The following is a 21,988-nucleotide window of genomic DNA, read 5'->3' as shown; positions in this document are numbered from 1 at the left end:
CTGTCGGGACGGTGTGTCGGGTTCGCGCGCAGGGCTCAGACGGCCTCGTCGACCGCCTCGCGACGCTCGGTGTGGCGGTTGGCCGGGATCGGAAGCCCGAGGTGTCCGCGCAGCGTGGTGGAGTCGTAGTCGGCGCGGAACGCACCGCGCTCCTGCAGGATCGGAACGACCTCGTCGACCACCCGGCGGAAGTTCGACGGATGGTCGATGCCGATGTTGAAACCGTCGCAGGCCCGCGCCTCCCACCACTCGATGAGCTTCGCCGCAACTGTCTGCGCCGAGCCGACGAACTCACCCCGGTGGAACTGTCGGGTCGACTCGACGGTCTCGCGGAGGGTCCAGCGGTTCTCCACCGCCTGCTGGGTGATCGCCCGCGCCCGCGTGTAGAACGAGCGCTCGCCGTACGCGAGAACGTCTGCCGGGAACGGGGCATCGAGGTCGTACTGTCGGAAGTCGTGCCAGCCGAACGGGCGGCCGAACTCGCCGAGCGCCGCATCGAAGGTATGGTCGCGGTCGTTGTTGTACGCCTCGATCTCGCGCGCTTCCTGGTCGGTGTCGCCGACAACGACCTTGATGCCGGGCATGATCACCAGCTGGTCGGGGCGACGTCCGAACTTCGCCCGGGCACGAGTCTTGAGGTCGTCGCAGAAGGCTTGGCCGGCGCCGATGTCTGCCGCGTGGGTGAAGATGCCCTCGCCGAGACTCGCCCCAAGATCTCGGCCCTGCTCGGAATCGCCCGCCTGGAAGATCACCGGGTGGCCCTGTGCGGAGCGGACGAGGTTGAGCGGGCCGCGTACCTTGAAGTACTTCCCGTCGTGGTCGAGCCGGTGCTGCTTGCCGCGGTCCAGGAAGGCGCCGGAGGTGCGGTCGCGTACGAAGGCGTCGTCCTCGTAGGAGTCCCAGAGCGCTTGTGCCAGCTCGATGAACTCGCTCGCCCGGCCGTACCGGGTTTCGTAGTCGTAGTGGTCGTCGAGCCCGTAGTTCCCGGCCGTACCGGCGTCGCCGGTCGTGACGACGTTCCAGCCCGCGCGCCCACCGCTGATCAGATCGAGCGAGCCGAGGCGGCGTGCCAGATTGAACGGGCTGTTGAAGCTCGTCGTCGCCGTACCCACGAGACCGATGTGTTCGGTCTGGGTCGCAAGTGCGCTCAACAGGGTGAGCGGTTCGAGCCGGTTGAGATAGTGCGGCGGCGAGTTCGGGGTGATGAACTGGCTGTCGACGATGAAGACCAGGTCGAACCTGCCGCGCTCGGCGAGCCGTGCCATCTCGACGTACCAGGCGATGTCGACGCTTGCGTCGCCCGGGATCTCCGGGTCGAGCCACAGCGTGTGGCTTCCCGGTCCGCCGGTGCCGTACGGCACGGCGCCGAGGTGCATCTGTCGCTTCGAGGTCATCGGTCGCTCCAACACGTGGCTTGCGTTCTTTGTCTATCAACTTAGATGACTTAAACTCGAGAATCCAACTCCCGTTCGTGATGTCGGACCATCACGAACCGTGATCGAAGGATCGATCGATATGAGCCGTCAGCTGGACATCGCGCCCTTACGCAGCCTCGTGGCCGTCGCCGACTGCGGCGGCTTCCAGCGCGCCGCAACGTCGCTGCACCTGAGCCAGGGCGCGGTGAGCCAGCACGTACGCCGGCTCGAGCGGGTCGTGGGCCGGCCGTTGATGGAGCGACACGGCCGCGGCTCGCGGTTCACCGACTCCGGCGAGCAGCTGCTCGCGCAGGCACGTCGGCTGCTCGATCTCCACGACGACACGCTGCGCAGTCTCGCGGTCGACCCGGACGAGACGATCACGATCGGCTCGACCGAGCACGCGGCCGCCCAGCTCCTCCCGCCGCTCGCCGCGGCGCTCGAGACCGAGCCGTCGGGTTACCGGTTCCGGTTCCGCATCGACCGCGGTCCGCGCCTTCGCGAGGCACTCTCCGCCGGCACCGTCGACCTCGTGCTGCAGCTGACGGCGACGGATCCTCGAGCGCGACCGGTCGGCGATCTCGATCTGACGTGGTACGCGTCACCGTCATGGCGTTGCCCACCGGCGAAGGAACCGGTGCCGGTGGTCGCGTTCGACAAGCCTTGCGTACTGCGTAGCCGTGCCCTCGAAACCCTCGCTGCCCACGGCATGCCGGCCGTTGTCGGCGCGGAGGCCACCCAGCTGGCCGGCGTCCAGGCCGCGGTCGCCGCCGGTACCGGCGTCGCGCTGATGGCGACACTCGGGCACACGCCGGCCGGCCTCGTACCGCGCGACGACCTCCCCCTCGCCGAGCCGATCGGGCTCTCCGTGTGCCCTCGCGACGGTTTGTCCGAGACGTTCGCCGAACGCACCGCCGCAGCCCTGCGCCCCCTGCTCACGCCGGTCGCTGGCCGCGTACGGGTCAGCTGACGAGGCCGACCACCACGATCATCGGCAACGCGACCACCGAAGCCAGCGATGTCACGAAGGTCAGGGCCTTCAAGGTGCCTCGCGTGGACACTCCGAGCAGCGTCTGGAACATCCAGAAGAAGTTGCTGTTGACATGCAGTGCGAAGAGCGCGCCCGCGCCGATGGCGAGGCCGATGACCGCGGCGGGAACGTCGAGCTCGCCGACGATCGGCCCGATGATGCCGGCTGCCGTGATCGCGGCCACCGAGATCGAGCCGATGGCGAGGTGGAGCACCGCCGCAATGAGCCACGCCAGAAGGATGCTGACCACCACCGGGGTACCGGACTCGGCCGAGAAGAGATCGCCGAGCATCTGGTCGAGGTCGGTCGCACCGATGACTGCGCCAAGCGAGCCGCCGACACCGGTGACCAGCAGGATCTGACCGGTGGTGTCGAAGCCTTTGCCCAACGCCTGTTCGACCCGCTCAACCCCCATACTGACGCGGGCGAGGATCACCGCCCCGACCAGCCCGAGGAAGAGGGCGAGCACGGGGTTTCCGAGGAACGCGATCAGCTCGTTGGAGAAGCCGGCGGCGTCGGCGATCGCGCCGAAGGCGATCAGCAGGAGGGGCACCAGCACGGGGAGCAGTGAGACGAACAACGAGGGCAGCTTGCGGTCGTCCCCGTTGTCGGCCGTCTCGGCGGCGAGCGCCTCCTCCTCGAGCAACGACTCGGAGGCGGCCTCGTCGTTCTCGGGGTTCCAGAAGCCGCGCTTGAGCAGCCTGCTGTAGATGAACGTCGTCAGCACCGCCGTGAGCGGGCCGATCAGCAGCCCGTAGACCAGCATCGTGCCGAGTGGTACGTCCAGCAGGCCGGCGATGGAGACGGTGCCCAGGCCGGGTACGACGAAGACGTAGCCGACGAGTATGCCCGCAGTCAGCGCGCCGCCCATCAGGCCGAGTCCGTGACGACCGAGCTGCGGCGCGGCCGAGCGGGCCAACGGCGCCGCAAGGACCAGTTGCACGTCGACATAGATGGACGGAAAGATCGTGCTCAGGGCGGCGCTGAGTGCGTACGGGAGCCGTTTGGGGCCGAGTACGTCGAGCAGCAGCCGTACCAGCCGCTGCAACGCTTCCATCGAGAACAGGAGAGACCCGATCAGGACTCCGAACCCGATCAGCAGTCCGACCTCGGCCATGATGCCGCCGAAGCCGTCCACGATCGTGGTCAGAGTCGTCTCGAAACCCAGCCCTGCGGCGAGTCCGAGGTAGAGCGAGCCGATCACCAGCGAGATCACTGGATCGACGCGCAGCACGATGATGAGGAGGACCACCGCGAGGATCGCGACGGTGGCGTTGAGGGCGATCAAGGTGTACCTGCCTTCTGCAACGGGGCCGAACCCCTGGGGCGCCGGTGTGACGGACACCACTGTTGCGGCCACAATGTGGAGGGTCACCCTTCTGTTCATTACGTACGCAGCGAGTCGAGGCGCGCATCGTGAACCACCCAGGACATCCCCGCCAGTGGAGCCTGGCTGCCCAGTTGATGGCGCTGCAGCTCGCTGTCGTGGTGCTGCTGTTGGGAGCCGGTCTCGCCGGCGCGTACCTCCAGGTGGCCGACACGAGCGAGGACCGGGCCGCCAAAGTGAGCGTCAGCGTGGCCTCGACGATCGCGGAGATGCCGGCCGTACTCCAGGCACTCGACGACCGAGATCCGAGCGAGACGCTGCAACCGCTGGCCGAACGTGTCCGGGTCCGCACCGACACGGACTTCGTGGTGATCATGAGCCCGACCGGTACGCGCTACAGCCACCCGGACCCGACCCGGATCGGGCACACCTTCATCGGCACGATCGCGCCCGCGGCCGCCGGCGGGACGGTGATCGAGACCTACACCGGCACCCTGGGACCGTCGGTACGAGCGGTGGTGCCGGTCCGTTCGGACGGCGAGGTCGTCGCGCTGGTCTCCGTGGGCATCACCACCAGTCAGGTGAGCGAGGTGCTCGCGACCCGGATGCCTCTGATGGTGGGCTTCGCGGTGCTGGTGTTGCTGGCCGGGACTGTCGCGACGTGGCTGATAACGAGCCGGCTGCGGCGCCAGACGCACGGTCTGGGTTCGTCGGAGCTACAGGCGATGTATGACCATCACGACGCGGTCCTCCACTCTGTACGCGAAGGGCTGATGGTGGTCGACGTCGACGGGCGCGTACACCTGATCAACGACGAGGCGGGCCGACTGCTCGAACTCGGACCCGACGACATCGGCCGCAGGGTTGACGAACTCGGCCTTCCCGAGGACCTTGCAGCGGCGTTGTCATCCGGTGAGCGACGCGAGGATGAACTCCACGTCTCCGCCTCGAGGGTCCTGGTGCTCAACCAGACCAGCACCCAATGGCAGGGTCGGCATCTCGGCACCGTCACGACGCTGCGCGACCGCACCGAGTTGGAGGCCCTGACGGGTGAGCTCGACCGCGCACGCAGTCTGACCGACGCGCTGCGAAGTCAGCAGCATGAGGCGATGAACCGGATGCACACGGTGGTGTCACTCATCGAGCTCGGGCACCAGGAACGGGCCAAGGCCTTCGCCGTCGACGGGTTGCACCTTGCCCAGCGACTGACCGACGATCTGGTGTCGTCGATCAAGGAGCCCACCCTGGCTGCGCTGTTGCTTGGCAAGGCTTCGGAGGCGGGAGAGCTCGGGATCGAGTTCGAGGTCGAGGTCGAGGGTGAGCTCCCCGAGGGCGTGTTCGAGGCGCGCGATCTGGTCACGATCGTCGGCAACCTGGTGGACAACGCGTTCGACGCGACGCAGAATCGCACCACTGGGCGGGACAGGCCGGCAAGGGTCGAAATCGGCCTCCACGTCGCCGACGGTCGGCTGCACGTCGACGTCGTCGATTCCGGCGACGGTCCCCCGGCCGACACCTCGATCATGTTCACCAGGGGCTGGTCGACGAAGTCGAGCTCCGGAGAGCAAGCGCACGGCCTCGGTCTTGCACTCGTACAGCAGACGGTCCACCGGCTGCGCGGCACCATCGAGGTGCGTGACGAGGAAGGTGCGATGTTCTCGGTCGAGCTGCCCTTCAGCCTCGATCCGACTGCCAATCGAGACGAGGTGACCGATGCTACGAGTTCTCGTGGTTGAGGATGAGCCGACAACGGCGGCAGCGCATGGCGAGTACGTCGGACGCGTTGCCGGGTTCGAGTTGGCCGGCACGGCGTACACGGGGCAGGAGGCGTTGCGCGCGCTCTCCAACGGGGGTATCGACGTCGTGCTGCTCGACATGAACCTGCCCGACCGACACGGCCTCGACGTCGTCCGCGCGATGCGCGCAGCCGGCGACGGCACCGACGTCATCGCGGTCACGTCTGCCCGCGAGCTGACCGTCGTACGCCAGGCGGCTTCGCTGGGTATCGCGCAGTACCTGCTGAAGCCCTTCGTCTTCACGGCCCTGCGCGAGCGTCTCGAGTCGTGGGCGAACCACCGGCGCACGGTCGAGGGCCAGGAGGTGGTGACCAACCAGCAGTCCGTCGACCGGCTGCTGTCGCGGCCGCGAGCGACGACGAACAACACGTTGCCGAAAGGGCTGAGCCCGGAGTCGCTGGACGCGGTCACCGGTTTGCTGCAGGAGGCCGACGCCCTCAGCGCGGCGGAGGTGGCAGACCGGATGTCGTCGTCGAGAGTAACGGCCCGGCGCTACCTCGAGTACCTCCACGACATCGGCCTGGCCGTCCGCCGGCCGCGCTACGCCGCCACGGGCCGCCCCGTGATCGAGTACGTCTGGCGGGCTCTCACCTAGTGCCCTGCACTAGTAGTCGATTCCGATATCGCCGGCGCGATCCCACCTCTGATACTGCTTCCAAGTGATCGCCGGCCACTTCGTGTGTCCCGGCCTGGGGCGGACCCGGTCGAAGTACGGGCGGGGTTGAAAGCTCGGATCGACGAAGCAGCCCTCACCGTAGTAAGCGTCCTCCGCGGCACAGTCGGCGGCTACCGACGAGGGTGACGGCCGTTGGCCCGCGCTGACCCAGTCGTCGAGAGAGCCGATCGCCGCGGCGTACTCGGAGGCGCTGAGGGTGCTGTGCTGGTCCTCCCTGGTGAAGGTCTGGACGAGATGCTCGGACGCACCTGCCGCTTCGAGCGAGGAGCGGTACGCCGACTCGTGCTCCACGAACGCCGTCGGGTCGTCGATCGCATGGAGCGTCAGGATCGGGATCGACACGTGTCCGGTGAGGTCGCTGTCGAACGACAGGTCACGACGCGCGGACCTGTCGGGCCGATACCGGGCGACGCCACGGTTGAGAGCCCGATCATCGTCGGACCCGGAGTAGCGGACACCGCGGTTGCTGAACGGGTTCTCGTCTCCCAGCCGCTCGTGCACGATGTCTCGGAAGGTGAACGTCGCGAACTCGAGGTGGGACACCAGGGTCTCCTCGGGGATGCGGACCACCGACAGGATGTTCGACAGTGCCTTGCGCTGTTCGGCGGTGCGTTCACTCGGGGGTGACTCGTACCCGGTGCACTCCTGGACCCGCTGCTCCAGATCTTCGTCCGTCATCGTCGAGTCCGCTGGCAGCCCGCGCCACAGCGCGTACTGCGGCTCGTCGGGACGGGGATGGTTGCCGCAGTAGTACTGGTAGACCACCCGCAGATCGAGCCGGTAGTCGTACCCGCGACTACCCCCACCGAGCACACCGCTGGTCAGCAGTGCCCCGTCGTAAGGACTCGAGGAGCCCTTGCCGTACATCTCCAGGAGCTTGGCTGCGACGTTACCGCCCCAGGACTGGCCGTGCAGCAGGGTGGTCCTGGGCTCGCCGAAGGAGTCGACGAACAGTTTGCGCAGTTGCTCGGTGTCGGTGGCGGCCATCTGCGCGCCGTACCCACCGCGGCGATACGAGGTGCCCGCCCATGCGTAACCCTCCTTGACCATCACCGACCAGCGGTCGAGATCGTCGAGACTGCGCTCCGGGTCGGCGGCGCCGAGGCCGGGGCCGCCATGGGCATGGACGACCAGGTCGCCGGCCCAGTCGTCGGGCACCGCGATCCAGTAGTACGCGCCGGACTCCTGACGTCCGGAGTAGCACGTCGTGTCGTTCGGAATCGACGACGGGCACTCCGCCTCGGGGAGCGTCGCTCTTACAGACCCGGGTGCCGCCGGCGCTTCGTCCGCGTCGGCCATCGCACCTGGCCCGACGACGACGCAGGCACCTGCGGCAACGAGCGCCGCCGCCCGCCAGGATCGTCGATCGGCGAGGGCACGTACGCGCGCCCGGAGCATCAGTGAAACCGTCATTGGGTTGCCTCCCTAGGCTCGATCACCTTGACGACAGCTACCCTCGATCGTGCGATCTCACGTGACGCGGGTCACGCTTGCGTACATTGTGTTCGCGCGACTGCCCCGGACCCGCTGTCATCGCGTGAAAGGCCCGAGAAAGTCGCATGCGATGGGCTGTCGCCGACAGCACGCCCAATCACGTACGACGGGGTGATCTCGATGGCGCATCTGTTCGACCCGTATCCGGCGTCGTCGGCGTCCGTACGCATCGCGGCGCGGCAGGGCCCCGGCCCCGCGACCGCGATGGCCGGTGTCGAGGCGTCGTTCGACCAACGGCACCGCGCGACGGTGGACGAGGCCGAAGGTGACCTCGAGGGTTGGGACGGACCTGGGCCGGACCGAGATCATGGAGCCCCTGGTCGCGAGCCGTTGACGGACCGACGTGGGAACGCCGTCGCCGGCCCGTGTCACACTGGCGCAATGGCGAAGCGATGGCGAGACGAGATCGCCCTGAGCAAGCGCAGCGGTCTGCTGCGGCGCCGCAAGGGTACGAACACTGGCGGTGTCGACACGCTCGAGCGCGACGACGAGACGACCAAACGACGCCGGATCGCCGGCGAGCGTCCGGGCAGCAAGCCCGACGAGACCGACACGGCGGCCGAGCCGTCCGAGTCCCAGGAGCTGGCAGCGGAGCTCGCCGAGAAGTTGGCCGGTCGCCGCCGGATCCCTCAGCCCGTGTGGGCGACCACAACCGGCCTCGTCGTCGGGGCTCTGCTCACCGGCCTCGTGTACGCCGGGATGCAGACGTTCCAAGCGATCTACAACACCCCCGCCGGCGGCGGCACGGGTGCGGTTGTCCTCGTCGCGGTCCTGATCGTCTCGCTCGTCGCCGGCCGCTCCCTGCTGAAGTGGCGCGGCCTACCGGATCCCAACGCCACAACGCTGCTCGCCGTTCTGCTCGTCGTGATCGTGATCCTCGCAGCGCTCCTTCCGATCGTGTTCTCGGCGTGGATGCTGCTCGTCACCCCGCTGCTCGGCGGCGCTTCCTACCTCGTGTCCCACCTGCTGATCGCACACTTCGGCAGCAGGTGAATGACCAGGCGGCATACTGACCCGCATGGACAAACCCGCAGCACCGCACGACGCTCCGCTCTGGTCGCCGCCGGCCGACGTACGCACGACGACTCGCATCGGTGACTACCTCGAATGGCTGGAGCAGGTACGCGGGCTGACGTTCGAGTCGTACGCCGCGCTGTGGCAGTGGTCGGTCGACGACCTCGACGCGTTCTGGATGTCGGTGTGGGAGTACTTCGGCCTGTCGGATCTGGCCTCGTCGTCGACGCCCGAGGTCGCCTTGTCGGACGCGGCGATGCCCGGTGCAGTGTGGTTCCCGGGTACGACGGTCAACTACGCCGAGGCCGTGCTGCGGATGCCCGGACGTACCGACGACGACGTCGTCGTGCTGGGTGAGTCACAGACGCGCGCTCCGGTACGTCTGACGGCCGCCGAGCTGCGTGACCAGGTGGGCAGGGCGCGGGCCGGCCTCGTACGCATGGGCGTACAGCGCGGCGATCGGGTGGCGGCGTACGCGCCGAACATCCCCGAGACGCTGATCATGCTGCTCGCGGCGGCTAGTCTCGGCGCGACGTTCTCGTCGTGCGCGCCGGAGTTCGGCACGCGCAGCGTTGTCGACCGTTGGCGCCAGATCGAGCCGACGGTGCTGTTGGCGGTCGACGGTTACGGCTACGGCGACAAGCCGATCGACCGACGCGAGGAGGTTGCCGCGATCCGTGAGGCGCTGCCGACCCTCGAGCACGTCGTCTGGCTGCCCTACCTCGAGCCCGACCGCGCGGCCCCCGATGACGCAGTCTCCTGGGCCGCGTTCACCTCTGAACCGGGCGAGCTCGCGTACGAGCCGGTGCCGTTCGACCATCCGCTGTACGTGTTGTACTCCTCGGGCACGACCGGCCTGCCGAAGCCGATCGTGCACGGCCACGGAGGGATCCTCGTCGAGCACCTCAAGGCGCTCGCGCTGCAGAGCGACCTCGGGCCCGACGATCGCTTCTTCTGGTTCTCCACGACCGGCTGGATGATGTGGAACCTGCTGGTGTCGGGCCTGTCGGTCGGCTCGTCGATCATCATGTACGACGGGAATCCGGGATCGCCGAATCTCGGCGAGCTGTGGCGGATGGCCGAACGCACCGAGATGACGTACTTCGGCACCAGCGCGCCATACCTGCTGACGTGTCGCAAACGCCGCATCGAGCCGCGCACGATCGCCGATCTGTCCCGACTGCGCGGCGTCGGATCGACCGGGGCACCGCTGCCCGCCGAGGGATTCGAGTGGGTGTACGAAGCGCTCGGCGACGGCGTGCACCTCGCGTCGATCTCCGGCGGCACCGACGTCTGCACCGCCTTCATCGGCGGCGTACCGCTGCTGCCGGTGTACGCCGGAGAGATCTCCTGTCGCTTCCTCGGCTGCAAGCTGGAGGCGTACGACGAGCAGGCGGAGCCGGTGATCGGCAGACTGGGAGAGCTTGTCATCACCGCACCGATGCCGTCGATGCCGGTCGGGTTCTGGGGCGATGCCGACGGATCGCGTTACCGCGACGCGTACTTCGAGCACATCCCCGGCGTCTGGCGGCACGGCGACTGGATCACGGTCACCGAGCGCGGCTCATGCATCGTGTCCGGCCGTAGCGATGCCACGCTCAACCGCGGCGGCGTACGCCTCGGCACCGCGGAGTTCTACTCGGTCGTCGAGGCGCTCCCGGAGGTTGCCGACAGCCTTGTCGTGCACCTCGAGGACGACGGCGGCGGCGCCGGCGAGCTGATCCTGTTCGTCGTACCCGCCGAGGGCACCACCGTCGACGACGCACTGACTCGCTCGATCGCATCCGCGCTACGTACGAACCTCTCGCCGCGCCACGTACCCGATCGCATCCATCAGGTGCCGGCACTGCCACGCACTTTGTCGGGCAAGAAGCTCGAGGTGCCGGTCAAGAAGATCCTGCAGGGCGCCGACGCCGAGAACGCCGCAGCCAAGGGCGCCCTCGCAAACCCCGAGTCGCTCGACGCGTTCACGACGTACGCCCGGCGCTGAGCGCCGCCGCCTGAGCCGCACGTTTCAGCCCCAGATCCTGAGATTTTGGGGCCGAGACGTGCGGCCCACGGGGCGTCGGCAGCAGCCGAACGTGCACGGTGACGAGATCGGCGCCGAGTACCCGCACGTTCATCGCGTTCAGCGCGCGGAGCGGATGCCAGGCGATGATTCGCCGTTGCCGCGCCAACGCGTCGTCGTCGGGCGGCACGGTCGCGATGCCGCGGACCCACCGGTACCGCAGACCGACCCGCAGGCGTACGCGCACCCGCGGGTCCGCCGAGATGTTGTGCACGTAACCGGCGCGCATCCCGTGCTCGGCGATGATCCAGAACGAGTCGCCCTGGCGCCCGTTGCCGACCGGGACGCGGCGAACCCTGCCCGACCTACGGCCGCAGGTCTCGAGGATCGCCAACCCCAGCGGGTTGATGCCGATCGAGAGGAAGAGCCTCATCAGTGGGTTGATCGTCCACCGCTGGACGGTTCGGACGACGAGAACCTTGGCACGACGGCTTCGCATGGTCAGCGCGAAGAGGCCGACGTACACAACCGACTGGACGGAGCATGCGATCACGCCTCCGCCGAGCCCGGTGAAGTGGAGCAACCATACGAGGGCGAGGGCCGCAATCGTCCCGGCCAGCATCCCCCGCGGTGCTGTAATACGACTGTATGGCTTCATACGACTGTATGATGCCACGCATGAGCGAGGAGTCAACCGAATCCAGCAAATCGACCGCGATCACCGGGGCGTTGCTCGCCATCGTCGACCAACACGGCCTGGACCGCGTGAGCGTACGCGAGGTGGCAGCGCACGCAGGTGTCTCGATCGGCACCGTCCAGCACTACTTTCCGACCAAGGACGCCATGCTCGCCGCCGCGTACGACGAGGTCGTACGCCGGCTGCGCACCCGGCTCGACTCGGTGAAGATCGGTGGCGACGTACGCAAGAACCTGACCCTCGTCCTGCGCGAGCTGCTACCGCTGGACAAGCGGCGAGTGGCCGAGACCCGCATCCACCTGGCGTTCGCCGCCCGCGCCGCGACGGATCCGACGCTCGCCTCGACACAGCAGGCCGCATTGGCCGAGATCCACGTGGCGCTCACGGACGCGTTCGTACGCGCCTGGGGCACGCGCACGCCCAAGGACACCGCCGAGCTGGCGGCACACGTCGCGATCGCGATCGCGGACGGCCTTGCTCTGCACGCGGTCAGCTCCGGGCGCTGGCTAACGCGCCGTACGCAGTCAGAGGCGCTCGGGCTGGGGATCAACGCCGTCCTGGCCGTCGGCGAATGAGCGATTCCTGACAGCCTCCCACCAACGGGGCGTGTTTAAACGCCATCCAGGCTTGGGAATCCTCTGCTCATCAGCACTCGAGACCCGGAGCAAGCCATGGGCAGAACGAAGACTCTACGCACCACAGCGCTCGCAACGCTCGCCGTTGCGGCCCTCGCACTCGTGTCGGCTCCCGTCGACGCATCGAGCGGTGACGAACCCAAACCGATCGCCGAACGCGCAGGCATCGACGCCCGCGGCGACGCGTACATGGGCTGGCGGCACACCCCCGCACCGCCGCTCACCGATGACCGGGCGCTCCGACAGACCGGCGATATCTCTACCCAGGGTTCGGATGTGACCGGTATCGACGTCGCGAGCTACCAGGGCGACGTCGACTGGGGATCCTGGAAGAGCAAGGGCACGTCGTTCGCGTACGTGAAGGCGACCGAGAGCACGAGCTACACCAACCCGTACTTCACCAGCCAGTACAACGGGTCGTACGGCGCCGGGCTCATCCGCGGCGCGTACCACTTCGCGACCCCCGACACGTCCTCGGGAGCGACGCAGGCCCAGTACTTCGTCGACCACGGCGGCGGCTGGTCGGGCGACGGCAAGACGCTTCCGGGCGTCCTGGACATCGAGTACAACCCTTACGGCGACACCTGTTTCGGCATGACGGCCGGCCAGCTGACCTCCTGGGTGCAGGACTTCAGCGACACCTACCGCGACCTGACCGGTCGAGACGTCGTGATCTACACGGCGCGCAACTGGTGGGTGCCGTGCATGGGCGACACGAGCGCGTTCTCGCAGACGAACCCGCTGTGGGCAGCGGACTACCAGAACGACCCGCCGGTGCTCTTCGGCGGCTGGGGGTTCCACACGTTCCACCAGTGGACGTCGGATCCGCTCGACCAGGACTACTTCAACGGCGCGTACGACCGGCTCGTCGCGCTCGCGACGGGCTGAGTCAGCGGTCGGCGAGGAGCTCGGCGATCTGCACCGTGTTGAGCGCAGCGCCCTTGCGCAGGTTGTCGTTGCTGACGAACAGCACGAGGCCGCGGCCGCCTTCGACGCTGGCATCCTGGCGGATGCGACCGACGTAGCTCGGGTCGTTGCCCGCGGCCTGCAACGGCGTCGGAACGGAGGCCAGCTCGACTCCCGGCGCGGCCGACAGCACCTGCGTGGCCCGGTCGACCGAGATCGGGTCGGCGAACTCGACATTCAGCGACAACGAGTGACCGGTGAATACCGGCACGCGTACGCAGGTGCCCGATACGCGAAGCTCGGGGATGTCGAGGATCTTGCGGCTCTCGTTGCGCAGCTTCTGCTCCTCGTCGGTCTCGTACGAGCCGTCGTCGACGACCGAACCGGCCATCGGCAGCACGTTGAACGCGATCGGGGCCACGTACTTGTGCGGCTCGGGGAAGTCGACCGCGGAACCGTCGTGGGTGAGCTCGCTCGCGCGGTCGGCGACCTTCGTGGCCTGCTCGGCAAGCTCGGCCACGCCGGCGAGGCCGCTGCCCGAGACCGCTTGGTACGTCGAAGCGACCATCCGAACGAGTCCGGCCTCGTCGTGCAGCGGCTTGAGCACGGGCATCGCGGCCATAGTGGTGCAGTTCGGGTTGGCGATGATCCCCTTGCGTACATCGGCGATCGCGCCCGGGTTGACCTCGCTGACGATCAGCGGCACGTCGGGATCCATCCGCCATGCCGACGAGTTGTCGACAACCGTGGCGCCCGCCGCCGCGAACCGCGGTGCCTGCTCGCGCGACGTGGCTCCGCCCGCGGAGAACAACGCGACATCGAGGCCGGACAGGTCGGCGGTCGCGGCATCCTCGACGGTGATCTGCTCGTCGCGCCACGGGAGCGTACGACCGGCCGAACGCGCCGACGCGAAGTAGCGCATCGAGGCGACCGGGAAGTCACGCTCGTCGAGCAGCCTGCGCATCACGGCGCCGACCTGCCCGGTCGCGCCGACCACGCCGATGTTGAGTCCACTCATCGTCCGGTGCCTCCATAGACAACGGCCTCGACCTCGTCGGAGTCGAGGTCGAACGCCGCATGCGCCGCGGCGACGGCGTCATCGATCTGGTCCTCGTTGACGACGACCGAGATCCGGATCTCCGAGGTGGAGATCATCTCGATGTTCACGCCCGCATCGGCGATGGACTTGAAGAACCGCGCCGTGATGCCGGGGTGTGACCGCATGCCGGCGCCGATCAGCGACACCTTGCCGACGCCGTCGTCGTACAGCAGCTGGTCGTAGCCGACCTGGTCCTTGAGGCGCGCGAGGGCGGTCATCGCCGTCTGGCCGTCGGCCAGCGGGAGGGTGAAGGAGATGTCGGTGAGCGCGGTGGCCGCGGCCGAGACGTTCTGCACGATCATGTCGATGTTGATCTGTGAGTCGGCGAGCACCTCGAAGATGGCCGCGGCCTCGCCGACCTTGTCCGGTACGCCGACGACCGTGATCTTGGCCTCGCTGCGGTCGTGCGCGACGCCGGAAATGATGGCCTGTTCCATGGGCTTCTCCTCGGGTGCCTCGACGACCCACGTACCGGACTTCGTCGAGAACGACGAGCGGACGTGAATCGGCATGCTGTGTCGGCGGGCGTACTCGACGCAGCGAAGATGCAGGATCTTCGCGCCCGCTGCCGCCATCTCGAGCGTCTCCTCGTACGACAGCTCGGGGATGCGCCGCGCCGTCGGCACGATGCGCGGGTCGGCGGTGAAGATGCCGTCGACATCGGTGTATATCTCGCACACATCGGCCTCGAGTGCGGCGGCGAGCGCCACCGCCGTCGTGTCCGAACCGCCACGGCCGAGCGTGGTGATGTCCTTGCTGGTCTGTGACACGCCCTGGAAGCCGGCGACGATCGCGATCGCGCCCTCCTCGAGCGCGTGCTCGATCCGGCCGGGCGTGACATCGATGATCTTCGCCTTGCCGTGCGTCGAGTCGGTGATCACGCCCGCCTGCGAGCCGGTGAACGACCGCGCCTCCTGGCCCAGGTTGCCGATCGCCATCGCGAGCAGCGCCATGCTGATCCGCTCGCCGGCGGTGAGCAGCATGTCGAGCTCGCGCCCGGTCGGCAGAGGCGAGACCTGGTGCGCGAGGTCGAGCAGCTCATCGGTCGTGTCACCCATCGCCGAGACGATCACGACGACGTCGTTGCCGGCCTTACGGGCAGCGACGATCCGTTGTGCGACTCGCTTGATGCTCTGGGCGTCGGCGACCGACGAGCCGCCGTACTTCTGCACGACAATGCCCACGAAGAATTCCTTGATCGATACGTTTGGAGGCGCGCCACGCTGCGCCCGACCATTCTAAGGCCCGGTGTTCGGCCGCCCGACGCTCGTCCGTCAGCTGGATCGCTCGGCCCGCTCGATGCGGGCGGCGATGCCATCCAGGATGACCTCGAGACCGAACAGGTAGCTCTCCTCCTCGCCCGATCCCTCGGGGTCGTCGATCTCGCCCGACCACGCCACGCGGTGGATCGACGGGTACGTGTGCTCCTCGGCCACGGCGCGGAGCACGGCGGCATAGTCGTACGACTGTCCGCCACGCTCGGCGGCCACCGCGGCGTCGTACGCCATCCGACCCTCGCCAAGTGTGTACGAGCTGAGCAGCCCGACCACCCCCATGGACTCGGCATCACTCAGCCCGGTGCCGTCCAGCGCGGCCATGGCCTGCTCGATCCACGCGAGAGCCTGTGGCCCCGCAGGAGGGGTGACGATCGGTAGCTCGAGGATCCACCGCCTGGCCTCGAGCATCGTCCACTGCCCGATCGCCCAGGAGCGCAGCTTCGAACGCCAGTCGTCGCCCTCGATCTCGGGAGCCCCGGATGAGCTCGCGTTCCACATCAGCTGGAGCAGCTCGTCCTTGTTGTCGACGTAGCGGTAGAGGGACATCGTGGTGAACCCGAGGTCCTTCGCGACGCGCGCCATCGATACCGCCGACAGCCCCTCGGCATCGGCGATCGCGATCGCCTGTTCGACGATCGCCTCGAGAGTCAGCCCCGGTTTCGGCCCCTTGCGGCCTCGCTCGCGGCGGCCCCACAGCAGATCGAGACCCGGCGGCAGCGCCGTCTGTCCATCGGACTCCATGGCTCACCTTCTATCTTCCCGGAACCCTCTTGCGCAAATCTGTGTATGGCATATACAGTTCCGTGTATGACATACACAGTATCAGTCTCCGGGCTTCGGAAGGCATATGGGGAGCAGGTCGTCCTCGACGGCGTCGACCTGTCCGTCGAGCGCGGCACGGTGTTCGCACTTCTCGGCCCGAACGGCGCCGGCAAGACCACCGCGGTCAACATCCTGGCCACGCTCGTACGCCCCGACGCCGGATCGGCCACCATCGACGGCCACGATCTGCTGACCGACCCCGACGGCGTACGCCGCTCCATCAGCCTGACCGGACAGTTCGCCGCGGTCGACGATGTCCTCACGGCCGAGGAGAACCTGGTGATGATGGCGCGCTTGCTACGACTCAGCCCCAAGGCAGCCCGGGTCCGCACCCGCGAGCTGCTCGCGGAGTTCGACCTCGAGGGCGTGCGCGATCGCCGGGTCAAGGCGCTGTCCGGCGGCATGCGGCGTCGCGTCGACATCGCGGCGAGCGTCATCGTCAGGCCCCGACTCCTGTTCCTCGACGAGCCGACGACCGGGCTCGACCCGCGCAGCCGCGAACAGACCTGGGCCACGGTGCGCCGCCTCACCACGGAGGGCGTGACGATCCTGCTCACGACCCAGTACCTCGAGGAGGCCGACCAGCTCGCCGATCGGATCGCCATGCTCAACGGTGGCCGGATCGTCGCAGAGGGGACCGCCGATGAGCTCAAGAGCAGCCTCGAGGGCGAGGTCGTCCGACTCGAGTTCGCGGAAGCCGACGGATTCGAGCGGGCCGCACGTACGGTCCCCGTCGCCGACGCCGACTCTGCTCGCCGCACGCTCGACGTCGCGACCGATGGCTCCGCCGACCAGGTCCGCGACCTCCTGACCCGCCTCGACACCGCGGGCATCCCCGTTCAGCGGGTGTCACTGTTCCGACCGTCCCTCGACGACGTGTTCTTGTCCCTCACCACCGAAAAGCCCAAGGAGGTTGCGCTATGAGCGTCGCCTATGCGCTCGCGGATTCCCGCGTGATGGTCACCCGAAGCCTGCGCCACACCGTGCGCAACGTCGACGTGATGTTGACGGCGGTGATGCTGCCCGTCGTGTTGATGCTGATGTTCGTGTACGTGTTCGGCGGCGCCATGGACACCGGTACGTCCGAATACGTCAACTACGTCGTGCCCGGCATCATCCTGCTCTGTGCGGGCTTCGGCGCCGGCAGTACGGCGCTGAGCGTCGCCGGCGACATGGAGCAGGGCATCATCGCCCGCTTCAAGTCGATGCCGATCACCAGCTCCGCCGTCGTGATGGGGCACGTAGTCGCGAGCGTCGTACGCAACCTGGTGGCGACCGCGCTGGTCATCGGCGTCGCGTTCGCGGTCGGCTGGCGACCCGACGCCACGCTCGTCGAATGGGTGGCCGCTCTCGGCCTCGTCGTGCTGTTCATCCTCGCGATCTCGTGGCTCTCGGCCGCGTTCGGCCTGCTGCTCAAGACCGTCGAGGCCGCGAACGCGTTCACGTTCGTGCTCCTGTTCCTCCCGTACGTCAGCAGCGCATTCGTACCGACGAACTCGATGCCCTCGGCGCTTCAAGGCTTCGCAGCGCACCAGCCCGTCACTCCGGTGATCGAAACGCTGCGCGGCCTGTGGATGGGTACGCCGATCGACACCAACGCGTGGCTTGCGATCGCCTGGTGCGGGGGAATCCTGGTGCTGTCGTACGCCTGGGCGATCTGGTTGTTCCGCAACCGCACCAGCAGCTAGCTGTGATGCCCGGGCATCACAGCTAGTCGACCAGCCGCTGCCACAGGAACCGGTACGCCATCGCCGTCATCTGCGCGACCTGCGCGTTCGTGGCCGCGCCGCCGTGGCCGCCCTCGATGTTCTCCCAGTACGTGACGTCCTTGCCGTGCTCGAGCATCAGGGCGGCCAGCTTGCGTGCGTGGCCCGGATGCACCCGGTCGTCCCGGGTCGAGGTCGTGAGCAGCACCGGCGGGTACGTACGGTCGGGATCGAACCGATGGTACGGAGAGAAGGACTGCAGGAACTCCCAGTCGGCCGTGTCGGGGTCGCCGTACTCCGCGACCCACAGGGCACCGGCGAGCATCCGGTGGTAGCGCCGCATGTCCAGCAACGGAACGCGGATCACGATGGCGCCGAACAGGTCCGGATACCCGGTGAGCATGTTGCCCATCAGCAACCCGCCGTTGGAGCCACCCATCGCACCGAGATGCTCCGGCGACGTGATCCCGCGGTCGACCAGGTCTCTGGCAACGGCGGCGAAGTCCTCGTACGCGCGGTGCCGGTTCTCGCGTAGCGCAGCCTGGTGCCAGGCCGGGCCGTACTCACCCCCACCCCGGATGTTGGCGACGACGTAGACGCCGCCGCGCTCGATCCAGGCGCGGCCGATCGCCCCGGAGTATTCGGGTGTTCGCGATATCTCGAACCCGCCGTAACCCGTCACCAGCGTCGGCGCGCTGCCGTCGAGGGCGAGGTCGCGCGGGCGTACGACGAAGTACGGGATGCGCGTGCCGTCAGCCGATGCGACGAAGTGCTGTTCGACCAGCGACCGGGATGCGTCGAAGAACGCCGGCGACGTCTTCAACCGCTCAGGCTCGGCGTCCGAGTCGGCAACGCCGGTCAGCGAGAGCGTCGGAGGCTGGAGGAACCCCGTGGTCGTCAGCCACACCTGATCGGATTCGTCGGAGTCGACGGGGCGCACCTGCACGCTCCCCAGCTCCGGTACGCCGGGAACATCCCGTCGAGACCAGTCCGCGGGGTCGACGACCTCGACCCGGTAACGGACGTCTTCGAGGAGCGTCAGTACGAGGCGACGAGCGGTCCACGCGTACCCGGCGAGCGAGGTCGACGGCGTCGGCTCGAAGACCAACGTGAACTCGCGGGCTCCGGCCAGGAACGACTCGAAGCCGATGCCGAGCAGGGACCCGGCGAGGTACGTACGATCGCCGAGCACCCAGTCGTCGCGCAGCTCGACCAGCATGCCGTCCCGCTTGACGCTGAGCTCGGCCGAATCGGGGATGTCGATCTTGGTGAGCGAGCCGTCGCTGCCGACCAGGTAGTCCTCGGCGGAGTAGAACGTCATCGCCCGGACGACCCAGTCGCGCTCGAACCCCGGCGTGCGGTCGTGGTACGCGACAACCATCAGGTCGTCGGCGGCACCTTCGTACACGATCTCCGCGTCCGCAAGCGGCTCACCGCGACGCCACCGGCGGGCGATCCGCGGGTGACCGGACTTCGACATGCTGCCCGGCCCGGTGTCGGTCGAGACGTACGTCGTGTCCGCATCGATCCAACCGACGTCGCCCTTCGCCTCTGGGCGATGGAAGCCGTCACCGACGAACGCGCGCGTCACGAGGTCGAACTCGCGCGTGACGTCGGCATCCGAACCACCGCGCGAGAGGCTGACGAGGGCCCGCTCGTACGCGCGCGGGCCGGTCCGCAGGATCCTCGCACCGTGCCAGACCCAGTTGGTGTCCTCGAGATCGTTCAGCGCGTCGATGTCGAGAAGGACGTCCCAGTCGGGGTTGTCGGTGCGATAGGACTCGAGGGTCGTACGCCGCCAGATGCCCCGCACATGCTCGGCGTCGCGCCAGAAGTTGTAGTACCACTCGCCCGCCTTGGCGAGCTCGGGGATTCGGTCGTCCGAGTCGAGAACCTCGAGGATCTCCTTGCTCAGTTGGGAAAACGGCTCATCGGACGCAACCGCGCGCTCCGCCTGCGCGTTCCGCTCCCGCACCCACGACAGTGCGTCGTCACCCTCGACGTCCTCGAGCCACAGGTACGGATCATCGTCGGTAGTCGCCATGGCGCCAGCGTACGGGCCGAGGTCAGGGCGTGACGGGGGTCAGCAACCGACGCGGCTCCTGCAGCGCACGCCCGACCTCGTTGGAGTCCCGCTCGGTGCCCGGCCCCGGTCGCATCTCGACCTCGCGAGGCGGGACGGCCAGCCTGCACGACGGACAGTTGCCGACCGCGTCGAGGCGTTCCCCACAGTCCGCGTGCACGAAGGCTCGGCGTACGCCGCCGTCGTACGGGATGAACTCGTCGCCCCATCGCGACAGGGTGTGCACGGCCGGCCAGAGACACTCGCCGGCGTCGGTGAGCACGTATTCGTAGCGGGGCGGGGCGTCCTGGTACTGGCGCTTCTCGAACACACCGGCCTCGGTCAGCGCCTGCAGCCGCTCGGCCAGTACGGCGCGCGGTGCACCGACATGGGAGTGGAAGTCCTTGTAGCGGCGCACTCCGTAGAAGGCGTCGCGAAGGATGAGCATCGTCCAGCGCTCACCGACGAGCTCGAGTGCCCGCGCGAGAGCGCAGTTCTGTCCGGTGTAGTCCTTGCCGAGGGCCATTCCACCATCGTAGCGCAGTGAGTTCACTCACCGAACTTACTGTGGTAACGTCGGTTCGGTGACTGAACCGACAACCGCGACCCGCGTCGGCGCGGCAACACACCCGAGGGCAACGCTGGCGCTCACGGCGGCGGCCACCTTCCTGGTGCTGATGGACTACACCGCCCCGCTCACGACGATTCCGGACCTCGCGTCCGCACTCGACGCGAGCGCCGCCGAGCAGACCTGGCTGATCAACTCGATGCCGCTCGGCCTGGCCGCGTTGCTGTTGGTCTCGGGCGGGCTCGCGGACGACTACGGCCGCAGACGCCTCTTCGTCGTCGGTGCAGTGGCGCTCGCGGTCTCGCTCGCGTGCGCCGCCGTCGCACCTGGTTCGGTGACCTTCATCCTCGCCCGCGTCGTACAGGGTGCGGCCGGTGCGGCGGTGCTCGCGACGAGTCTCGCGCTCATCGCGGAGGCGTACGACGGCAGCGCACGCGTACACGCCCTGGGCATCTGGGGCGCCTCCGTCGGCGCGGGTATCGCCGTCGGACCGCTCGCGTCCGGTGTGTTCGGCGCCGCACACTGGGCGGGTCCGTACTGGCTGTTCGCGGTCGCAGCGGCCGCGCTTGCAGCGGTCGCCGTACCGACGCTGACCGAGTCGCGCACTCCGAACCCCGGCCGCCCCGACCTGATCGGCGCGCTCACCCTCGGCATCGGCCTGGCGCTGCTTCTCGGCGCGCTGACCGAGGGCCGCTCGGGGTGGGCTTCGCCGTCCGTCCTCGCACTCTTCGCCGGCGCGGCCGTGCTCATCGCGGCCTTCGCCGTCAGCCAGGCGCGAGTTCGACGTCCGCTCGTCGACCCCGCGCTGTTCCGGCATCCGCCGTTCCTCGCATCGACGATCGGTGCGCTCGTCACGGGCATGGCGATCATCGGGATGATGAGCTACCTCCCGACCGTGCTCCAGCTCGACGCCGGGTTCGCCGCGATGGCGACGGCGGGCCTGTTCGTGTTCTGGTCGGGCACGTCGGCCGCGGTCGCCTACTATTCGCGGCGGCTGAACCTGCGGCCTGCGCCCCAGCTGGCCGCCGGGTTCGTCGTGGCAGCCCTCGGACCGCTCAGCTGGCTCGGCGGGTTGGGGTCCGACGACTGGCTACGGCTGGTGCCCGGACTGGTGGTCGCCGGCGCCGGCAGCGGGCTGGTCAACGCGGCACTACCGCGCCTTGCCGTCGAGAGCGTGCCGGCGCAGCGTACGGCGATGGGGTCGGGCGCCAACAACACCGCCCGCTACGTCGGGTCGTCCATCGGCGTCGCGGTCGTCATCGCCATCGTGCAAAGGGTCGCGGACGGCGGAGGTGCGAACGACCTCGCACACGGCATGGATGTCGCCATCATCGTGACGTCGGTGATCGCACTGCTCGGAGCGGCGTTCACGTACGTGCTCGTGCGGGATTGACGTCGTCCCCTACCCGCGGTAGGCCCTGAAGATCCGCAAGTCCCTGGCCGGCAAACGGCTCTG

At 68.3% G+C, this 21,988-nt stretch carries 19 protein-coding genes; 10 read left to right on the top strand and 9 right to left on the bottom strand.

The window, feature by feature from the left end:
* Nucleotides 1–35 precede the first annotated feature (35 nt).
* Entirely contained in the window at nucleotides 36–1,394 is a 1,359-nt protein-coding gene (locus tag L0C25_RS11935; protein ID WP_271636710.1) for an NtaA/DmoA family FMN-dependent monooxygenase, read from the bottom strand.
* Nucleotides 1,395–1,515: 121 nt separating this feature from the next.
* Here L0C25_RS11935 and L0C25_RS11930 point away from each other — a divergent pair, with 121 nt between their 5' ends.
* Nucleotides 1,516–2,385, top strand: coding sequence for a LysR family transcriptional regulator (locus tag L0C25_RS11930; protein WP_271636709.1), 870 nt, complete (start codon nucleotides 1,516–1,518; stop codon nucleotides 2,383–2,385).
* Here L0C25_RS11930 and L0C25_RS11925 read toward each other — a convergent pair.
* Nucleotides 2,378–3,805 carry a GntP family permease gene (locus tag L0C25_RS11925; RefSeq protein WP_271636708.1) on the bottom strand — a complete coding sequence of 476 codons (1,428 nt, stop codon included), beginning with the start codon at nucleotides 3,803–3,805 and terminating at the stop codon, nucleotides 2,378–2,380. The genes L0C25_RS11930 and L0C25_RS11925 overlap by 8 nt on opposite strands.
* On the opposite strand from L0C25_RS11925, the gene L0C25_RS11920 reads away from it, so the two are divergent.
* Together L0C25_RS11920 and L0C25_RS11915 are read left to right on the top strand one after the other, a co-directional pair.
* A complete protein-coding gene (locus L0C25_RS11920; RefSeq protein ID WP_271636707.1) occupies nucleotides 3,796–5,508 on the top strand; it encodes an ATP-binding protein in 1,713 nt (570 codons plus the stop codon). The genes L0C25_RS11925 and L0C25_RS11920 overlap by 10 nt on opposite strands.
* Entirely contained in the window at nucleotides 5,501–6,163 is a 663-nt protein-coding gene (locus L0C25_RS11915) for a response regulator (RefSeq protein WP_271636706.1), read from the top strand. The genes L0C25_RS11920 and L0C25_RS11915 overlap by 8 nt, the downstream gene beginning before the upstream one ends.
* Nucleotides 6,164–6,172: 9 nt before the next feature.
* Here L0C25_RS11915 and L0C25_RS11910 read toward each other — a convergent pair whose 3' ends face one another.
* Nucleotides 6,173–7,657 carry an alpha/beta hydrolase gene (locus tag L0C25_RS11910; RefSeq protein WP_271636705.1) on the bottom strand — a complete coding sequence of 495 codons (1,485 nt, stop codon included), beginning with the start codon at nucleotides 7,655–7,657 and terminating at the stop codon, nucleotides 6,173–6,175.
* A 201-nt stretch (nucleotides 7,658–7,858) separates the two neighbouring features.
* On the opposite strand from L0C25_RS11910, the gene L0C25_RS11905 reads away from it, so the two are divergent.
* Nucleotides 7,859–8,731 (top strand): hypothetical protein, encoded by an 873-nt coding sequence (locus L0C25_RS11905; protein WP_271636704.1) that lies wholly within the window; start codon nucleotides 7,859–7,861, stop codon nucleotides 8,729–8,731.
* Between the two features lie 25 nt (nucleotides 8,732–8,756).
* Nucleotides 8,757–10,742, top strand: a complete 1,986-nt coding sequence (locus L0C25_RS11900) for an acetoacetate--CoA ligase (RefSeq protein WP_271636703.1) — start codon at nucleotides 8,757–8,759, stop codon at nucleotides 10,740–10,742.
* Here the strand turns inward: L0C25_RS11900 and L0C25_RS11895 are convergent.
* Nucleotides 10,720–11,382 (bottom strand): nitroreductase/quinone reductase family protein, encoded by a 663-nt coding sequence (locus tag L0C25_RS11895; protein ID WP_271636702.1) that lies wholly within the window; start codon nucleotides 11,380–11,382, stop codon nucleotides 10,720–10,722. The two genes, L0C25_RS11900 and L0C25_RS11895, sit on opposite strands and share 23 nt — an antisense overlap.
* 56 nt (nucleotides 11,383–11,438) lie before the next feature.
* Here L0C25_RS11895 and L0C25_RS11890 point away from each other — a divergent pair, with 56 nt between their 5' ends.
* Together L0C25_RS11890 and L0C25_RS11885 are read left to right on the top strand one after the other, a co-directional pair.
* Complete coding sequence (locus L0C25_RS11890; protein ID WP_271636701.1) at nucleotides 11,439–12,032, top strand: TetR/AcrR family transcriptional regulator; 594 nt, start codon at nucleotides 11,439–11,441, stop codon at nucleotides 12,030–12,032.
* Between the two features lie 96 nt (nucleotides 12,033–12,128).
* Entirely contained in the window at nucleotides 12,129–12,980 is an 852-nt protein-coding gene (locus L0C25_RS11885; protein ID WP_271636700.1) for a GH25 family lysozyme, read from the top strand.
* Between the two features lies 1 nt (nucleotide 12,981).
* Here L0C25_RS11885 and L0C25_RS11880 read toward each other — a convergent pair whose 3' ends face one another.
* The 3 genes from L0C25_RS11880 to L0C25_RS11870 all read right to left on the bottom strand — a co-directional run bounded on the left by L0C25_RS11880 (nucleotide 12,982) and on the right by L0C25_RS11870 (nucleotide 16,115).
* On the bottom strand, nucleotides 12,982–14,016 hold the full coding sequence (locus L0C25_RS11880) for an aspartate-semialdehyde dehydrogenase (RefSeq protein WP_271636699.1): 1,035 nt from the start codon (nucleotides 14,014–14,016) through the stop codon (nucleotides 12,982–12,984).
* Entirely contained in the window at nucleotides 14,013–15,281 is a 1,269-nt protein-coding gene (locus tag L0C25_RS11875) for an aspartate kinase (RefSeq protein WP_271636698.1), read from the bottom strand. Before L0C25_RS11875 ends, L0C25_RS11880 begins: the two co-directional genes overlap by 4 nt.
* A 90-nt stretch (nucleotides 15,282–15,371) precedes the next feature.
* Entirely contained in the window at nucleotides 15,372–16,115 is a 744-nt protein-coding gene (locus L0C25_RS11870; RefSeq protein ID WP_271636697.1) for a TetR/AcrR family transcriptional regulator, read from the bottom strand.
* Nucleotides 16,116–16,181: 66 nt separating this feature from the next.
* Here L0C25_RS11870 and L0C25_RS11865 point away from each other — a divergent pair, with 66 nt between their 5' ends.
* Together L0C25_RS11865 and L0C25_RS11860 are read left to right on the top strand one after the other, a co-directional pair.
* Complete coding sequence (locus tag L0C25_RS11865) at nucleotides 16,182–17,120, top strand: ATP-binding cassette domain-containing protein (RefSeq protein ID WP_271636696.1); 939 nt, start codon at nucleotides 16,182–16,184, stop codon at nucleotides 17,118–17,120.
* Nucleotides 17,117–17,884 (top strand): ABC transporter permease, encoded by a 768-nt coding sequence (locus L0C25_RS11860; RefSeq protein WP_271636695.1) that lies wholly within the window; start codon nucleotides 17,117–17,119, stop codon nucleotides 17,882–17,884. The genes L0C25_RS11865 and L0C25_RS11860 overlap by 4 nt, the downstream gene beginning before the upstream one ends.
* A gap of 22 nt (nucleotides 17,885–17,906) precedes the next feature.
* On the opposite strand, the gene L0C25_RS11855 is transcribed toward L0C25_RS11860, so the two are convergent.
* Nucleotides 17,907–19,946 (bottom strand): prolyl oligopeptidase family serine peptidase, encoded by a 2,040-nt coding sequence (locus L0C25_RS11855; protein ID WP_271636694.1) that lies wholly within the window; start codon nucleotides 19,944–19,946, stop codon nucleotides 17,907–17,909.
* Nucleotides 19,947–19,968: 22 nt separating this feature from the next.
* Entirely contained in the window at nucleotides 19,969–20,490 is a 522-nt protein-coding gene (locus L0C25_RS11850; protein WP_271636693.1) for a winged helix-turn-helix transcriptional regulator, read from the bottom strand.
* Between the two features lie 58 nt (nucleotides 20,491–20,548).
* On the opposite strand from L0C25_RS11850, the gene L0C25_RS11845 reads away from it, so the two are divergent.
* Entirely contained in the window at nucleotides 20,549–21,925 is a 1,377-nt protein-coding gene (locus L0C25_RS11845) for an MFS transporter (protein ID WP_271636692.1), read from the top strand.
* Nucleotides 21,926–21,988 lie beyond the last annotated feature (63 nt).

Source organism: Solicola gregarius, assembly GCF_025790165.1.
Classification (GTDB): Bacteria; Actinomycetota; Actinomycetes; order Propionibacteriales; family Nocardioidaceae; genus Solicola; species Solicola gregarius.
Note: the sequence above shows the minus strand (reverse complement) of the source record. Positions and strands in the feature narration are given on the sequence as shown.

What these genes read in the sequence shown, in the direction of transcription:
- L0C25_RS11935 (WP_271636710.1), bottom strand. Translation starts at nt 1,394, where the DNA reads ATGACCTCGAAGCGACAGATGCACCTCGGCGCCGTGCCGTACGGCACC.
- L0C25_RS11930 (WP_271636709.1), top strand. Translation starts at nt 1,516, where the DNA reads ATGAGCCGTCAGCTGGACATCGCGCCCTTACGCAGCCTCGTGGCCGTC.
- L0C25_RS11910 (WP_271636705.1), bottom strand. Translation starts at nt 7,657, where the DNA reads ATGACGGTTTCACTGATGCTCCGGGCGCGCGTACGTGCCCTCGCCGAT.
- L0C25_RS11905 (WP_271636704.1), top strand. Translation starts at nt 7,859, where the DNA reads ATGGCGCATCTGTTCGACCCGTATCCGGCGTCGTCGGCGTCCGTACGC.
- L0C25_RS11900 (WP_271636703.1), top strand. Translation starts at nt 8,757, where the DNA reads ATGGACAAACCCGCAGCACCGCACGACGCTCCGCTCTGGTCGCCGCCG.
- L0C25_RS11895 (WP_271636702.1), bottom strand. Translation starts at nt 11,382, where the DNA reads ATGCTGGCCGGGACGATTGCGGCCCTCGCCCTCGTATGGTTGCTCCAC.
- L0C25_RS11890 (WP_271636701.1), top strand. Translation starts at nt 11,439, where the DNA reads ATGAGCGAGGAGTCAACCGAATCCAGCAAATCGACCGCGATCACCGGG.
- L0C25_RS11885 (WP_271636700.1), top strand. Translation starts at nt 12,129, where the DNA reads ATGGGCAGAACGAAGACTCTACGCACCACAGCGCTCGCAACGCTCGCC.
- L0C25_RS11880 (WP_271636699.1), bottom strand. Translation starts at nt 14,016, where the DNA reads ATGAGTGGACTCAACATCGGCGTGGTCGGCGCGACCGGGCAGGTCGGC.
- L0C25_RS11870 (WP_271636697.1), bottom strand. Translation starts at nt 16,115, where the DNA reads ATGGAGTCCGATGGACAGACGGCGCTGCCGCCGGGTCTCGATCTGCTG.
- L0C25_RS11865 (WP_271636696.1), top strand. Translation starts at nt 16,182, where the DNA reads ATGACATACACAGTATCAGTCTCCGGGCTTCGGAAGGCATATGGGGAG.
- L0C25_RS11860 (WP_271636695.1), top strand. Translation starts at nt 17,117, where the DNA reads ATGAGCGTCGCCTATGCGCTCGCGGATTCCCGCGTGATGGTCACCCGA.
- L0C25_RS11855 (WP_271636694.1), bottom strand. Translation starts at nt 19,946, where the DNA reads ATGGCGACTACCGACGATGATCCGTACCTGTGGCTCGAGGACGTCGAG.
- L0C25_RS11850 (WP_271636693.1), bottom strand. Translation starts at nt 20,490, where the DNA reads ATGGCCCTCGGCAAGGACTACACCGGACAGAACTGCGCTCTCGCGCGG.